This is a genomic window from Mesorhizobium sp. WSM4906, from assembly GCF_029674625.1.
GTDB lineage: Bacteria > Pseudomonadota > Alphaproteobacteria > Rhizobiales > Rhizobiaceae > Mesorhizobium.
This window is the reverse complement of sequence record NZ_CP121355.1, coordinates 4,893,616-4,908,568: the sequence shown is the minus strand read 5'-3', so window position 1 is coordinate 4,908,568 and position 14,953 is coordinate 4,893,616. Positions and strand designations below refer to the sequence as shown.

At 66.0% G+C, this 14,953-nt stretch carries 14 protein-coding genes, 1 pseudogene and 1 riboswitch; of the genes and pseudogenes, 8 read left to right on the top strand and 7 right to left on the bottom strand.

Features of this window, described 5'->3' with window-relative positions; translation table 11 throughout:
• Positions 1-47 precede the first annotated feature (47 nt).
• Positions 48-344: a co-chaperone GroES gene (gene groES / locus QAZ22_RS23575; protein ID WP_040975262.1), complete on the bottom strand. Its 297-nt coding sequence runs from the start codon at positions 342-344 to the stop codon at positions 48-50.
• A 383-nt stretch (positions 345-727) separates the two neighbouring features.
• On the opposite strand from groES, the pseudogene QAZ22_RS23570 reads away from it, so the two are divergent.
• Positions 728-937: pseudogene (locus tag QAZ22_RS23570) on the top strand (LysR substrate-binding domain-containing protein); the annotation flags it as partial.
• Positions 938-1,140: 203 nt separating this feature from the next.
• On the opposite strand, the gene QAZ22_RS23565 reads toward QAZ22_RS23570, so the two are convergent.
• Positions 1,141-1,761: a TetR/AcrR family transcriptional regulator gene (locus tag QAZ22_RS23565; protein WP_278203131.1), complete on the bottom strand. Its 621-nt coding sequence runs from the start codon at positions 1,759-1,761 to the stop codon at positions 1,141-1,143.
• 119 nt (positions 1,762-1,880) lie between these two features.
• Between QAZ22_RS23565 and QAZ22_RS23560 the strand changes: the two genes are divergently transcribed.
• From QAZ22_RS23560 to QAZ22_RS23545, 4 genes are all read left to right on the top strand, one after another.
• Positions 1,881-3,065, top strand: a complete 1,185-nt coding sequence (locus tag QAZ22_RS23560) for an MFS transporter (RefSeq protein ID WP_278203130.1) — start codon at positions 1,881-1,883, stop codon at positions 3,063-3,065.
• 13 nt (positions 3,066-3,078) lie between these two features.
• Positions 3,079-4,359, top strand: coding sequence for a D-arabinono-1,4-lactone oxidase (locus QAZ22_RS23555; RefSeq protein WP_278203128.1), 1,281 nt, complete (start codon positions 3,079-3,081; stop codon positions 4,357-4,359).
• A complete protein-coding gene (locus QAZ22_RS23550; RefSeq protein ID WP_278203127.1) occupies positions 4,356-5,492 on the top strand; it encodes an alanine racemase in 1,137 nt (378 codons plus the stop codon). Before QAZ22_RS23555 ends, QAZ22_RS23550 begins: the two co-directional genes overlap by 4 nt.
• 332 nt (positions 5,493-5,824) lie before the next feature.
• Positions 5,825-6,760 carry a helix-turn-helix domain-containing GNAT family N-acetyltransferase gene (locus tag QAZ22_RS23545; RefSeq protein ID WP_278203126.1) on the top strand — a complete coding sequence of 312 codons (936 nt, stop codon included), beginning with the start codon at positions 5,825-5,827 and terminating at the stop codon, positions 6,758-6,760.
• A 170-nt stretch (positions 6,761-6,930) separates the two neighbouring features.
• On the opposite strand, the gene QAZ22_RS23540 is transcribed toward QAZ22_RS23545, so the two are convergent.
• Positions 6,931-7,764, bottom strand: coding sequence for an AraC family transcriptional regulator (locus tag QAZ22_RS23540; RefSeq protein WP_278203123.1), 834 nt, complete (start codon positions 7,762-7,764; stop codon positions 6,931-6,933).
• Positions 7,765-7,971: 207 nt separating this feature from the next.
• A riboswitch (cobalamin riboswitch) is annotated at positions 7,972-8,177 on the top strand.
• 180 nt (positions 8,178-8,357) lie between these two features.
• On the opposite strand from QAZ22_RS23540, the gene QAZ22_RS23535 reads away from it, so the two are divergent.
• The 3 genes from QAZ22_RS23535 (at position 8,358) to QAZ22_RS23525 (ending at position 11,457) form a co-directional block, all read left to right on the top strand.
• Positions 8,358-9,146: an ABC transporter ATP-binding protein gene (locus tag QAZ22_RS23535; RefSeq protein ID WP_278203122.1), complete on the top strand. Its 789-nt coding sequence runs from the start codon at positions 8,358-8,360 to the stop codon at positions 9,144-9,146.
• Between the two features lie 26 nt (positions 9,147-9,172).
• The gene (locus tag QAZ22_RS23530; protein WP_278203119.1) at positions 9,173-10,120 is read left to right on the top strand and encodes an ABC transporter substrate-binding protein; all 948 of its coding nucleotides are present in this window, start codon (positions 9,173-9,175) and stop codon (positions 10,118-10,120) included.
• A gap of 350 nt (positions 10,121-10,470) precedes the next feature.
• A complete protein-coding gene (locus QAZ22_RS23525; RefSeq protein WP_278207921.1) occupies positions 10,471-11,457 on the top strand; it encodes an iron ABC transporter permease in 987 nt (328 codons plus the stop codon).
• Positions 11,458-11,564: 107 nt separating this feature from the next.
• Here the strand turns inward: QAZ22_RS23525 and QAZ22_RS23520 are convergent, their stop codons facing one another.
• The 4 genes from QAZ22_RS23520 to QAZ22_RS23505 are packed head-to-tail and all read right to left on the bottom strand — an operon-like array spanning position 11,565 to position 14,933.
• Positions 11,565-12,500 (bottom strand): phosphatidate cytidylyltransferase, encoded by a 936-nt coding sequence (locus QAZ22_RS23520; protein WP_278203118.1) that lies wholly within the window; start codon positions 12,498-12,500, stop codon positions 11,565-11,567.
• Complete coding sequence (locus QAZ22_RS23515) at positions 12,500-13,159, bottom strand: lysophospholipid acyltransferase family protein (RefSeq protein ID WP_278203115.1); 660 nt, start codon at positions 13,157-13,159, stop codon at positions 12,500-12,502. The genes QAZ22_RS23520 and QAZ22_RS23515 overlap by 1 nt, the downstream gene beginning before the upstream one ends.
• Positions 13,156-13,599 carry a hypothetical protein gene (locus QAZ22_RS23510; RefSeq protein WP_278203114.1) on the bottom strand — a complete coding sequence of 148 codons (444 nt, stop codon included), beginning with the start codon at positions 13,597-13,599 and terminating at the stop codon, positions 13,156-13,158. The genes QAZ22_RS23515 and QAZ22_RS23510 overlap by 4 nt, the downstream gene beginning before the upstream one ends.
• Complete coding sequence (locus tag QAZ22_RS23505) at positions 13,596-14,933, bottom strand: phosphatase PAP2/dual specificity phosphatase family protein (protein WP_278203112.1); 1,338 nt, start codon at positions 14,931-14,933, stop codon at positions 13,596-13,598. The genes QAZ22_RS23510 and QAZ22_RS23505 overlap by 4 nt, the downstream gene beginning before the upstream one ends.
• Positions 14,934-14,953: the final 20 nt, after the last annotated feature.

Below are 14,953 nucleotides of genomic sequence, written 5' to 3'. Positions count from 1 at the left end.
GGGGCTCGGACAGAGCCCGAAAACTCAGTTGATGGAGAGGCCGATATTCAGCCGATGATGCCCATGATGTCGGATTCCTTCATGATCAGAAGGTCCTCGCCATTGAGCTTGACTTCAGTGCCCGACCACTTGCCGAACAGCACACGATCGCCGGCCTTGACGTCGAGCGGCACGAGCTTGCCGCTTTCGTCGCGAGCGCCGGAGCCGACGGCGATGATCTCGCCTTCCTGCGGCTTCTCCTTCGCCGTATCCGGGATGATGATCCCGCCGGCGGTCTTGGATTCGGATTCGACCCGGCGGACGACCACGCGGTCATGAAGCGGGCGGAACTTGGACTTTGCCATGTTGTCTTCCTCGAATGAGAACGGTGAGAACTGTTCCTCCATCCGGCGAGGCCGCCGGATATATGAGTTAGCACTCACCTATGGCGAGTGCTAACGTGGCGCTGAAATAGGCTGGCGCCTTGCCAGAGTCAAGGCGCGCGGGAAGGGGCAATGGCGCGAAATTTTTCTGCGCATGACGCGATGCCGAAAAAGGCGGATCGCGGGTGGGTATCAAAACAGAAGCGCCGTGTTTCGCCGGCAAACAGCGGCGAAGCACGGCGCGATGCGAATGACGGGCGGACCGGAGCGGGATAAGTCCGCGTTAGATGTTCATGCCGCCGGACACCTCGATGCGCTGGGCGTTGACCCAGCGATTGTCCTCCGACACCAGCGCTGCGCTGGTGCGGCTGGGCTTAGGCCTGTTCCAGGCGCCAAAACTCCGCTACGCCGAGGATATCGAGGCCGGCCGGCTGGTCGAGGTGCTTCCCGATTTCCCGCCGACGCCGACGCCGATCTCGGTGCTCTATCCGCGCAGCCGGCAGCTCTCGCCGCGGGTGAGGGTGTTCGTGGACTGGCTGGTGGAGATTCTGGGGCCGAAGCTGGAGGCTGGGTGAGCCAGCCAAGCGCGGCGAGAGGGACAGCGCCCACCTCGGTCGTCATCCTAGGGCGGAGCAAGGAGCGAAGCGACGCGCGCAGACCCTAGGATCCATGCCGTGACGCTAAGGCATTGCAACGGTTACAGAATTCTGCACTGTTGCACTCTACAGCAAGGGTCACGGCATGGATACTCGGGTCAAGCCCGAGTATGACGACGATTCTACAAAAACAACCTCAGCTGCGCATGGATGATCGAGCGGTAGTCCTCGATCGTGCGCCGTCCCTCGTCTTCGTCCTGGGTCAGCGCCAGCCGCACGACGCCGCCGGCGAGCTGGAAGATGAGGAAGACTATGCGTGCGAAAGCCTCGCGCCGCTCCGGCTCGATCAGCGGGCCGACATGATCGCAGAACATCTCCGCCTGTCGCCTCGTTTCGGCGATGTCGAGATTCTTGAGCGCCTTGTCGGCCTGGATCGCGTTCTGCAGGTCCTGGATCGCCGGATCTCCGGCGACGCGGCCGTGATAGTCGTCGAGCAGCCGGTCCGCAGCCGGCATCACGTCGTCGCGGTGCCGCACATGGGCGATGATCTCGCAGAGCCGCGCGCGGCTCTCCTCCGAGAAGCGCTCGTAGAGCATGGCTAGGATCGCCGACTTGCTCGGGAAGTAATGATAGACCGTGGCGATCGGTCCGCCGGCCAGCGCGCCGACTTCCTTCATCGTCACCGCGTCGATGCCTTTCTCGCCGATCAGCCGCATGGTCGTGGCGAGGATCGCATCGATGCGCTCGCGGCTGCGCTCCTGCTTCGGCCTGCGCCTGGGTTCCGTCGCCTTTGCTTCGCTCATCCACCAAATCTCTCGCGAGAGCTGTGAATTCTCGGTTGACAGGAAACTGATCAAGTATCAGTTTCGCGAAATGCTGACAACTTGTCAGCTTTTCATTCGGACTGCAAGGGAGGCGCTTCGTGACCGTCACCGATGTCGCGCAAGCCGAAAACGGCGACTGGCTGGTTGGCAATCCGACCGGCCTGCAACTCGCCTCGGCATTGTGGATCGGCTCGGTCGGCTTGCTGATCCTGGGACTCCAGCCGGTGCTGCTCGGCGCGCTCTACGCGGAAGGCCATGTCACCGGCGACGAACTGGCGCTGGTCGCCACCGCCGAGATGATCGCGATCGCCATCGGATCGGCGATCGTGGCGATGCTCTTGCCGGCTCGCAACATGCGCTGGAAGAGCGCTCTGCTCCTCGTCCTGCTGGCGCTCGCCAATTTCTGGACGGCTTATGCCGGAAGTCCCAATGCGCTGATCGGCGCGCGCACGCTCGCAGGCCTTGCCGAGGGCGGTCTTGTCGCCGTCGCCACCGAGCTGATCGCCCGCTCGCGCCGGGCCGAGCGTATCGGCGGCTATTTCGTCACGGTGCAGACCTTGGCGCAATGCGCGCTGGCGCTGCTGCTCGCGCTTTGTGCGGTGCCTGCGGCCGGCTCTGCCGGCGGCTTCATCGCGCTCGGCATCGTCTGCCTGCTGTCGCTCGTCGCAGCATGGATCGTGCCGGACGACTATGCCGATCTGCCGAAGGAAGAACATCTTTCCAACGTGCTCACCGTGCCGGCCATCGCCGCGCTGCTGTCGATCTTCTGCTACTTCATGTTTTTCGGCGCCGTCTGGGCCTTCCTCGAGCCGCTCGGCGGCGAGTTCGGCATCGACGGCCGCACCGTCGGCCTGATGGTTTCGGCAAGCCTAGCCGCGCAGGTGGTGGGCGCCATGACCGCGACCGTGCTCGAAGCGCGTATCGACTACCGCTTCGCCATCGCCGGCATCGGCGCCGTCGCTGCGATCAGCTCGGCGCTGCTCGCATCGGGACCGGCGCTCTCCGTCTTCTGGGCTGTCGTGCTGGTGATGGGCTTCATCCTGCTCTTCATCGTGCCCTATCAGATCCGCATGGCGATCACCGCCGACGAGACGCGAACGGCGGTGCTCCTGGTGCCGGCCGCGCAGCTCTTCGGCCTCGCCATCGGCCCGATCGCCGCGTCGCTGCTGATCGACGGCGAGAATTTTCGGCCGGTGCCGGAATTCGCCGCGGCAAGCGCGCTGGCCAGCGTCGCGCTGCTCGGCGTCTTTGTGCTGGTGGCGCGGCGGCGCGTTCCAGCCTGAGCGGGAGGTGACGATGGCAAACGCCTGGAGCAACTGGTCGGGCTTTGTAACGGCGGCGCCCAAGCTGATCGCCACACCCGCCGACGCCGGCGAGCTGGCCGAACTGGTGCGCTCGGCGCCAGGTCCCCTGCGCGTCGCCGGCGCCGGCCATTCCTTCACGCCGCTGGTGCAATCGAATGGCACCATCGTCTCGCTGGAGAAGATCGAGGGGCTCGTCTCGCACGACCCCCGCGCCAACCGGGCGCGGGTGAGGGCGGGCACGCGTCTCGGCGCCTTGATGCACATCCTGCAAGACATCGGCCAGGGCCTGCCCAATATGGGCGACATCGACCGCCAGGCGATCGGTGGCGCGCTGGGCACGGCGACGCACGGCTCCGGTCCGACGCTGGGCGCCTATCACACGCAGCTCGAAACGGTGCAGTTCGTCGACGGGCAAGGCAAGCTGCGCGAGTTCAGCCGGGCGGGCGACCGGGACATGATCCACGCCACCGGCGTCGCGCTGGGTGCGTTCGGCGTGCTCACCGAAGTGACGATGAACAACATCGCGACCTACCGGCTGCGCCGCCGCAAATGGGTGCTGCCGATCGGCGACATGCTGCGCGATTTCGAGACGACGATGGCCGCGCACCGTTCGGCCGAGTTCTACTACATCCCGTTCTCCGGCTACGCGCAGTTCATCGCCAGCGATCTGAGCGACGCGCGGCCGACGCCGCGGCCGACCGAGGACGACGAGGAGGGGCTGGCGACGTTGCGCAAGCTGCGCACCGCGCTGCGCTGGCTGCCGGCGCTGCGCCGCGCGCTGATCAAGGGCGCGGTGAGAAAGGTGCCGTCCGAGGACTATGTGCAGGACTGGCTCAACGTCTATGTCAGCGACCGTCGCACCAGGTTCAACGAGATGGAATATCACCTGCCTTACGAGGAAGGCCCGAAGGCGCTGGCCGAGATCATCGCGCTGACGGAAAAGCATTTTCCGGAAGTCTACTTCCCGATGGAGGTGCGTTCGGTGGCGCCGGACGAGTTCTGGCTCTCGCCCTTTTACAAGAGGCTGACCTGCTCGATCGCCATCCACCACGATGCGGCGAACGACCCGCTGCCCTTCATGCGCGCCGCCGAGCCGGTCTTCCGCAGATATGGCGGCCGGCCGCATTGGGGGAAGATGCACGGCCTGAAGGCGGCAGATTTCAAGAAACTCTATCCGCGTTGGGACGATGCGATGGCGGTGCGCCGCGACATCGACCCTCAGAACCGTTTCGTGTCGCCCTATATGGCCGGCCTGTTCGGCATCGATCGATGAGCGAGTATTTCGCCGAACTGTCGAAGGCGCTGAAGGCGGCCCAGATCTTTCGGCCCTGTCTGGTGCTCGATCGCGACAGGCTGGACGCCAACATCGCGCTGGTGAAGCAGAGGCTGGCGCCGGGCCTCGCCGTGCGTCTCGTCGACAAGTCGCTGCCCTGCCTGCCGCTGCTTTCCTATATCGCGAGAGCGCTTGAAACCAACCGGTTCATGACCTTCCATCCGCCGGTGACGCAGGCCGTGCTCGATGCCTTCCCGGAGGGCGACCTGCTCTACGGCAAGCCGATGCCGGCCGGCGCGGCCAGCGCCGCGCTCACCAGGGGCGGCGCCGGCTGGCGGTCGCGCGTGTGCTGGCTTATCGACACGCCGGAGCGGCTTTCGGAATACGGCGCGCTGGCAAGCGCGCTAGACACCGAGCTGCGTTTCGCCTTCGAGATCGACGTCGGCCTGCATCGCGGCGGGTTCTCAAGCCCGGCCGAGATCGAGGCGCTCTCGATTCCGAAAGGCCTGCGCTGCGAAGGCATCATGGCCTATGAGGCGCATGCGCCGGAAATTCCCGGCTTGTTCGGCGGCGCCGAAAGAGCATTGAAGAAGGCATCGGCCAAGGCCGCCGATTTCGTGGCTGGCCTCGATCCGGACCGGCGCCGCACATTGAACATCGGCGGTTCGAAGACGGCGCTGCTTCATGGCGGCGGCGTCGCCAATGAAGTCTCGATCGGCTCGGCCTTCGTCCTGCCCAGCGACTTCGACACGCCCGGCCTCGACGGCTTCCAGCCGGCGGCCCTGATCGCGACGCCGATCCTGAAGGCGCTCGACCCGGTGCTGCCCGGCCCGGCGGCGCTGTCCAAAACGTTGCAGGCGCTCGGCCTCTTCCCGCGCAAGGGGTGCTATCTCTATGGCGGCAAGTGGATGGCCGAACCGCTGTTCCCTGAAGTCATGAAGCCGAGCGGGTTGATAGGGTTGTCGTCCAACCAGCAGTTCATGGGGTTGCCGGCCGGATCGGACGTGAAGCCGGGGGACTATGCTTTTCTGAGGCCGACGCAGAGCGAGGCCGTGCTGCAGCATTTCGGCTCGCTTGCGGTGTTTTCCGGCGGGCGCATCGTCGAATTCTGGCCGGCGCTGCCGATGGGGTGAGAGTGTGCCCGGGCCAATTTGGCGCCGGCATCCGCGACGTCGTCATCCTAGGGCGGAGCGACGCGAAGCGTCGCGCAGACCCTAGGATCCATGCCGTTACGTTCGCCGTAGGATGATGCGATGCAAACGAAGGACAGCCTACGCTGGTGCTCCAGCCCCAAGGTCTGCACCGTTGTGGGGCTCTAAAGTCACGGCATGGATTCCAGGGTCTGCGCGCGTCGCTTCGCTCCTTGCTCCGCCCTGGAATGACGAAGTTGTGTAGTGTCCCGCTCGCCTATTTATTGACTCAGTCAACTAAATGATTGATCCTGTCCGCGACAGGAGGAACTGCCATGACCATCCACGACCATCCCGGCAAGGAACGCATCGATGCGGTCCGTGCCTTCAACCGCTTCTATACCCGGCAGATCGGCGTGCTCGACGAGGGCTGGCTGAAAAGCAGCTTTTCGCTGACCGAGGCGCGGGTGCTCTACGAACTGGCCCATCGCGACGGGCTCGTCGCCAGCGACCTGGTGCGCGACCTTGGCCTCGACCCAGGCTATGTCAGCCGGCTGCTGAAGAAGTTCGAGGAGCGCGGCCTGGTCGAGCGCGCCGCTTCGGAGGCCGATGCGCGGCGCTCGCCGATCGCGCTGACCAAGGCAGGCAAGGAGGCCTTCGCGCCGCTCAACCAGGACTCGCACAACCAGGTGCGCGCGCTGCTCGATCGTCTGGCGCCGGCCGACCAGGAGCGCCTGGTCAAGGCGATGCGGACCGTGCAGGACCTGCTCGGCGACAAACCCGAACCCAAGGTGCCCTATATCTTGCGGCCGCTGCAGGTCGGCGACATCGGTTGGGTCACGCACCGCCAGGGCCTGCTCTACGCGCAGGAATATGGCTGGGACGAGACCTACGAAGCGCTGGTCGCCGAGATCCTCGGCGAGTTCGTCAAGAATTTCGTCCCGCAATGGGAGCGCAGCTGGATCGCCGAACGCGAAGGCGAGGTGGTCGGCTCGGTCTTCGTTGTCCGCAAATCGCCCAAGGTGGCGAAGCTCAGGCTGCTCTATGTCGAGCCCTCGGCGCGCGGCTTGGGCATCGGCGCACGCCTGGTCGACGAGTGCATCGCCTTCGCGCGCGCCAAGGGCTACAAGACGCTGACGTTGTGGACCAACGACATACTGGGTTCGGCCCGCCGCATCTACCAGGCGGCGGGCTTCAAGCTGGTCGAGGAAGAGCGCCACCATTCCTTCGGCAAGGATTTGGTCGGCCAGACCTGGAATCTGGAGCTTTAGTTAGCTCTTTCCCTTCTCCCCTTGTGGGAGAAGGTGGATCGGCGCGCAGCGCCGAGACGGATGAGGGGTATTCCAGGGAACGCCGGCGTCTCATTCCGCTGGAACACCCCTCATCCATCGCCTTCGGCGACACCTTCTCCCACAAGGGGAGAAGGGGGAAGCCGCAGCACTCAGCCCTTCACGGGCACCCAGATTTCCAGCCCGCCATTGCCGCTGCGTGCATCGAATTCCGGCCCGTAGCGTTCGAATTCCGGGGCGTCGGCGATCTCGTGTCCCGAGGCCGGCAGCCATTTGTTCCAGATCGTGTTGACGGTGCGGCGGATGGTCGAGATGTGCTCGCGATGCGGGAACACCGCGTATTTCTGCGCCGGCACCCGCACCCGGAAGAACTCCTTGGGCAGGTCGGAGAAATCGCTCACCTCGACACCGGCGATGTAGTCGAAATTGCCGGCATCGTCGCCATTGACGCAGACGCCGTAGGCGACGTCGCCGACCTCGCCGGGGATGTGGCCGATATAGGGGCCGAAGCGCTGCCACAGCATCGGGATGCCGGCGCTGCTCTCGCAGCTGTAGCGCTCGCCGAGACCGGCGATGAGGAAGGGCCGGCTGGTCTCGAAGCGCGGCGGTTCGAGTGCGGCGAGAAATGAACTGTCCATCAGGATAGGCTCCACGAGGTCGAGATTTTGGGTCGAGCCCTGCGCGCGCACCAGTTCCGGCGTGGTGCCGAACTGCTCGCGGAAAGCCCGCGTGAAAGCCTCATGCGAGTTGTAGCCGGCATCGAGCGCGACCGACAGGATGTCGGGCGCGCCGCCCGCAAGCTTGCGCGCCGCTTCGCTGAGCCGGCGCGCCCGCACGTAGCCCATCACCGACCGTCCGGTCGCGGCGCCGAAGGCGCGCGTCACATGGAAGCGCGACACGCCGCTGCTTGCCGCGACATCGTCGAGCGAAATCGCATCGGGCAGACGGCTTTCGACAAACCACAGCGCTTTCTCGGTCGGGTTCATGGCTCCTCGCATTTGGCGGGGCGACACTAGCCACCGCGCCGACAGCCAGTTTGATCGAAATTGCGCGGTGAGCGAAGTCGAAACGATGTTGACAAACGAAGGCGGCATTCTCTAGTGCGTAACGTTATTACATAACGAAGGGAGAACAAAATGGCAGCTGTAGTGAGGGGATGCGCGGCAGCCCGTTGCGACTCGCACGCGGACAACCTACGATGGCGGCGTCATGGTCCCTGAGCCGCAAGGCAAGGGGTGAAAAGGGAACACGGTGAGACCTGCTTCGGGTCGAGGCCGTGGCTGCCCCCGCAACTGTGAGCGGCGAGCTCCATCCGAACGCCACTGGCCGGCAAGGCTGGGAAGGCGGATGGCGCAACGACCCGCGAGCCAGGAGACCTGCCATCGACACGAGTTGACCGGACGGGGTGTGCCGGGAGGAGACGCGGGCACCGGCCTTGTCGGCCGGCTCGTCCCAGCATCCTTCCGTCGCCATTTTTGGAGAGTGACGGAATGCTGGACGGCTCCATCGATCGTATCCATCAAGCCATCGGATATGCGGCCTGGAGATACCATCCGGGCGACCTGGCGGGGCTTGGCTCGTGATGCCGCCGGTCCTCGAAGCCCGTGGCCTCGGCGCGACGGCCAACGGCCGCGCGCTGGTCGACAATGTCAGCCTGTCGCTGGCGGCCGGCGAGCGGCTGGCCATCGTCGGCCCCAACGGCGCCGGCAAGACGACGCTGCTGCGCATGCTGTGCGGCGCTCTGTCGCCGAGCCACGGCGAGGTCCGCTTGGCCGGACGTCGGCTGGACAGGATCACCACGGCCGAGCGCGCCCTCAACATCGCCGTCGTCGGCCAGACAGACCAGCCGGATCCGCGACTTGCCGTCATCGACTATGTCGAGCTTGGCCGCGTCCCGCACGCCGGCCTGAGGCGCCGGCACCACGACCGCGACATCGTCGTCGAAGCGCTGCGGCGGACCGGGCTCTTGCCGCTGCTCGCGCGCACCATCGGCTCGCTGTCCGGCGGCGAACGCCAGCGCGCGCAGCTCGCCCGCGCTATCGCGCAGGAGCCGAAAATCCTGTTCCTCGACGAGCCGACCAACCACCTCGATCCGCGCGCCCGCGGCGAGCTGCTCGGCCTGGTGGCCGGCTTCGACATGACCGTCGTCGCCGTGCTGCATGATCTCGCTCTGGTGGCGCCCTTCGCCACCCGTGTCGCGGTGATGAGCAACGCCCGGCTGCACGCGCTGGCGCCGCCGCGCCAGGCGCTGGCGCAGCCGCTCATCCGCGAGGTCTTCGGCATCGACGTGCTGCATCTGCAGCACCCGACCGAAGACCGCGAGCTCACCGTCTTCGACCTTGCCGGTCGCGCCGCCTCGTCATCCTGAACCGTCCAAACAAGGAGCATCTTCCGATGAAACGCCTCGTGCCGTCCTTTGCCTTGTCGCTTTTCGCCTCGGCGGCTGTTGCCTTCCCGGTTACCGTCGACAGTTGCGGCAAGCCGCTCACCTTCGACGCCCCGCCGAAGCGCGCCGTCATCCAGGACCTCAACATGGCCGAGATGGCTTTCGCGCTGAAGCTGCAGCCGTCTATCGTCGGGCTCACCGGCATCACCGGCTGGTACAAGGTCGGCCCCGAATTCAAGGCTGAGCAAGGGTCTATTCCGGAGCTCGCGCCGAAATATCCGACGCTCGAAAACCTCGTCGCCGTCGAGCCCGATTTCTTCTTCGCCGGCTGGTATTACGGCATGAAGCCGGGCGGCGAGGTCACGCCCGACACGCTCGCCCCGCACGGCATCAAGACGCTGGTGCTGACCGAGAGCTGCGTCCATCTCGACAAGAACCGGCCCGCCGCCTCGATGGACCTGCTCTTTGGCGATGTCGAGAAGCTCGGCAAGATCTTCGGCAAGGCGGCCGAGGCGGAGAAGCTGGTCGCCGGCTGGAAAACCGAGCTCGCCGACATCAACGCCAAGGTGGGCGACCGCAAGGGCACGCGCGTGTTCCTCTACGACTCCGGCGAGGACAAGCCCTTCACCGCCGGCAAGTTCGCCATCCCCAACGCGATGATCGCCGCCGCGGGCGGCGAAAACATCATGGCCGATATGGAAACGAGCTGGGGCAACACCGACTGGGAGACGGTCGCTTCGCGCAATCCGCAATTCCTCATCCTGCTCGACTCCCAGGATGGCGGCGGCTATCGGAAGCTGCTCGATTTTCTCAAGGCGCATCCGGCGATGAAGGAGACCGACGCGGTCAGGAACGAGCACTTCGTGGCGCTGCGCTACGCCGAACTGACGCCCGGACCCGCCAACATCGAGGCGATCGGCAAGATCGCCAGGGCCATGCATCCGGAAGCGTTCTGAGGTCTTGCGTTCAGATGGCCTGAGATGCTCCCGTTGACTGATCGCCTGCCTCGGAGATTGGCCGAAACGCCCGCGACGTCGTCATCCACGGGCGGAGCAAGGAGCGAAGCGACGCGGCGCAGACCCGAGGATCCATGCCATGACGCAGAGGCGCCGCCACGGTGCAGAATTCTGCTCCGTGGCACCCTTCGCGCGAGGTCACGGCATGGATTCCAGGGTCTCCGCGACGGAGCTTCGCTCCTGCTTCGCCCTGGAATGACGAAGTCGCGGAGGCTTCGGACAATCGCGAAGGCAAGCAAGGCGATGACAGGTCTGACGGCGTGACCTTGCACCGATCCTTCACCCTCGCGATGACGCTGGGCGCGATCCTTCTGGTCGCGCTCGCGCTGCTGTCGATCGCCTATGGCTCGACGCTGATACCGCTTCGCGAGGTTGTCGGCGCCCTGGCGCGTGCGGCCGGTCTGGACGGCCGGGCCGTGCCGGGACCTGTCGGCGGCATCGTCGTCGACCTCAGGCTGCCGCGCACGCTGCTGGCGATCTCCGTTGGCGCCGGCCTCGGTGTCGTCGGCGTGCTGCTGCAGACCGTCACCCGCAACGACCTCGCCGACCCGTTCCTGTTCGGCCTCTCCTCGGGCGCCGCCGCCGGCGCGGTCTCGGTCATCACCATCTTCGGCGACAGTTTCGGCATCTGGACCTTGCCGGTGGCGGCCTTCACCGGCGGCATACTGGCGGCGGCCATCGTGCTTCTGCTCGTGTCGCGGGTGAGAGGGCAAGGGCCCGAGCGGCTGATCCTCGCCGGGCTCGCCGTTTCCTTCATGTTCACCGCCTTAACCAACTACCTCGTCTTCGCCGGTGACCAGCGCGCCGCCCATTCGGTGCTGTTCTGGACCATGGGCGGGCTCGGTCTCGCCCGCTGGGACAATATCGGCCTGGCGGCGCTGGGCGCCGGCATCATCCTTGCCTACGGGCTCTGGAACCACCGCCGCTTCGATGCCTTCCTCGCCGGTGAAAATGCTGCCGAAAGCCTCGGCGTGCCTGTGGCGGGCATGCGCCGCAAGACATTCCTCATCGCCGCTCTGGCCACTGCTATCCTCGTTGCGGTGGCCGGCGTCATCGGCTTCGTCGGGCTGATGATCCCGCATCTCGGCCGTCCGCTCGCGGGTCCGCTGCATCGGCCGCTGATAGCGATCTGCGCGCTGTTCGGCGCGATCCTTCTGCTCGCCAGCGATCTGCTCGCCCGTACGCTGCTGCCGCCGCAGGAACTGCCGATCGGCATCATCACCAGCTCGCTCGGCGCTTTCTTCGTCGTCACGCTGCTGATGCGCAGGCGGCTTTAAAGCAATTCCAGGAAAGGTGTGAGCGGCTTTCCGTCCGCAATTGCGCAAAAACAAAGAGATAGAGTGGTTCGCCGTTTCCGTGAAACGGTGAAACGCTCTAGCCGCGATCACACCGTCCAGAAATAGCGCACGATGTGGAAGAAGATCGGCGCGGCGAAGACCAGGCTGTCGGTCCGGTCGAGCATGCCGCCATGGCCCTCGATCAGGTGGCCCCAGTCCTTGACCCCCTGGTCGCGCTTGATGGCCGAGGCGACGAGCCCGCCGAGGAAGCCCATCGTGCAGGCGACGAAGGCGACGGCCGAAGCCTGCAGCGGCGAGAACGGTGTGATGAAGGAGAGCAGCGCGCCGAGCAGGCTCGACGCGACCAGCCCGCCGATCAGGCCCTCCCAGGTCTTCGACGGCGAGACGTTGGGTGAGAAGCGGTGTTTTCCAAACAGCTTGCCGAAGATGTACTGCAGCACGTCGCTGCCCTGCACGACGATGATCAGGAAGGCGATGAGCAAGAGATTGCGGCCCTCGAAGCCCGGCACGTTGAGCGTCAGCAGGGCAGGGACATGGCTGACGCAGTAGACCGAGATCATGATTGCCCATTGCTGAGCCGACACGCGCTCCAGGAAGCGCTCGGTATCGCCATGCAGCGCCGTGATCGCCGGCATCAGCAGGAAGCAGTAGACCGGGATGAAGATGACGAACAGGCCGTACCAGGCCGTCCACACCAGCCAGTACTGGAACGGAATGACGATGCCGAACATGCCGAGCAGCACCCAATGGTCGCTGCGGCGGCTATGCGTCAGCGTCACGAATTCGCGCAGCGCCGCGAACGAGATCAGTGCGAACAGGATGGTCATGCCGTAGCGGCCGAAGAAGAAGGCGACCGTCATCAGCGCCACCATCACCCACCAGGCGTTGATGCGCTGCGTGAGGTTGACGAGCGTCGCGCTCAGCGGCTTCGGCGCGCGCGCCGACAACACGGCGGCGGTGGCGCTGGCGGTGGTGAGCACCACGAAGAGTCCGATAATGAGAATGCTGATTTCGTGGCGCATCAATCGTCTCGGTCGGGGCGCGGATTGAGCGCCAGAAGTGCTGCGCGGGCGCGCTCGAGGAAGGCGCGGCGTTCCTCGCCCGGCGCCACCGCCACCGGCGCGCCGAAGACGACGCGGCAAAGCAGCGGCACCGGCAGGAACTGGCCCTTGGGCAGCACGCGCGACATGTTCTCGATCCAGCACGGGATCAATTCGACATCGGGCCGCGCCATCGACAGGTTGTAGAGCCCTGAGCGGAACGGCAGCAGCTCGTCGCTCATGTTGCGCGTGCCTTCCGGGAAGATGATCAGCGAATGGCCCTGGTCGAGAACCGAGAGCATGACGGAGATCGGGTTCTCTTCCGGGCTCGTCCATTGCCGGCTGATCAGCACGGAGGACAGCATGTCCTCGGCGATGAAGCGGCGCAGCCGCGACTTTCCCCAATATTCGGCGGCGGCCACCGCGTGCGTTATCGCGCGCTCCTTCTCGCTGAGGCATGCCGACAAAAGGATGAAATCGCCATGGCTGGTATGGTTGGCGAAATAGATGCGCTGCCGGTCGGACGGCTGGCTGCCGCTCCAGATCGGGCGCACGCCGGTCACGGCCCATGCCAGCGCCGACAGGCCGACGGACGTGACCGTCTGCAGCAGGGTGAAGGTCCGGAGCGCAAGCCTGCTCATCTGGGCATCCAGAACCCTGCTGCGAGAAACGCGACGACGAAGATCGCGAAGGCGATGCGCTGCCGGGCAAGCAGGCGGCGCGTTCCGGCGATGCGGTCGTCGAGCGGTCGCGGCGAGGAGGAGGCAGGCTTCAGCCGCATGCGCGCCAGGATATCGTCGACCGCGGCGCCGCCGGAAACCTCGTCGGGGTGCGTCGCCATCAGCCGGAACAGCAGCGCGTCGAACACGAGAAGTGCCGAAAGCCCTAGCACCACGACGGCGCTCGCCGCCGCGACCAGAAGCGCCAGGACCGCGATCGGCGCCTGGAACGCGCCGCGCGCCGAAGCGACCAGAGGCGCGACGCTGTCGCCGGCGATGACGATGGCAGCCGGCCACGCCGCCTGCTTGATCAGCATGGCGGCGAAGGCGGTTGTCCGTTGCTGATAGGCTTCGTCCCTCATGGCGGCTCATCCAGTCCGGCCTGGAGATGCACCGGTCGGCCGGAGGCGGCGAGCTGCTTGCGCGCCTGCGCCGGCGTATGCGAGCGGCCGGTGGCGACCAGCCATCGGGCGACGACGGTGGCGCTGCGCTGGAAGCCGAGCGCGCAGCAGACCAGCACCGTGCCTTGCCGGCGTGCCGGCTCGATCGCCGCCACCGCCCGGTCGAGCATGTCCGCCGGCGGCGGCAGGAGATCGAGCATGCCGAAGCTTTGCCAACGGCCTGTCACGCCGCGCGGCCGTTCCAGCTCGGCGGCAAGGTCGATCACCGTGGCGAAGCCGTTGGCCTCACCGGCAACGGGAAAACGCCCAAGGAAGACGCCGTCGGTAACCGCCACGACCGGCGGCAGCTTGAGCGTCCATGCCCAGACGTTGACCCAGGCGCCCAACCGATAAGGCCAAAGCAGGATGCGGCTTGCCAGCGACACATGGCCGTCCGCCGTCTTCTGGAACACTTTCGCGCCGGCTCCGGCATAGGCGAAGGCGACGATGGCCAACGCCAGAGCCGGCCACAAAAGCACGAGCGCGACGGCGGAATTGGCGGTGCCGATCGCAGTGCCCGCGAGCGCGAAGGCGGCACCCAGCGCGTAGCACAGCGAAAGCCGCCGCGCCTTGCCGTCGGTGGTCAGGCGGAAACCGGCGAAGGGCAACTCGCCCTGGGCCGGAAAGAGCCACAGCGCGAAGAAGCCGAGCAGCGCGCCGGTCGGGATGTCGATGAAATGGTGCTGCCAAGTCGTCAGCACCGAGGCGCCGATCAGCAAGCACCAGCCGTGCCACAGCATCGAAAGCGGACCGGCAAGGCGCAGGCGCCAGTGATCCCAGATGATCGCCAAAAGCGCGATGTGCAGCGACGGCGCCTGGTTGAACGGCTTGTCGAAGCCGCCGAGCACGGCAAACAGGAAGCCCGGCAGGCCGCTCGTCGCCGGCCGCACGAAAGTGGCGGTGAGCGGAAACAGGACGAAGCAGGCGACGGCCACGATCTGCGCGGTGAGATAGCGACCGGCCAGGCGGTCGACGCTGCGCCGGCTGTCGTTGAGCAGGAGCGACAGTCCGTAGAACAGGTTGATCGACCAGTAGGGCACGATGGTCCAGGCGACGAACGGAACATGGTGCTCCCAGGAGAACACGATGCTGCCGACATGGTCGCGCGTCGAGGCCAGCCAGTTGGCGAAGCCGTAGGTCGAATAGAAGAACGGCGCGAGCAAAGCGAGCCAAAGCGCGGCCCCGATCACGATCCGCCCATAGGGCTCGGCGGCTGGGCTGGTTGAAAGCGGCGGGGGCTCGACACCGGTCGGCATGCGTCGGTGGTCCTAGAGCA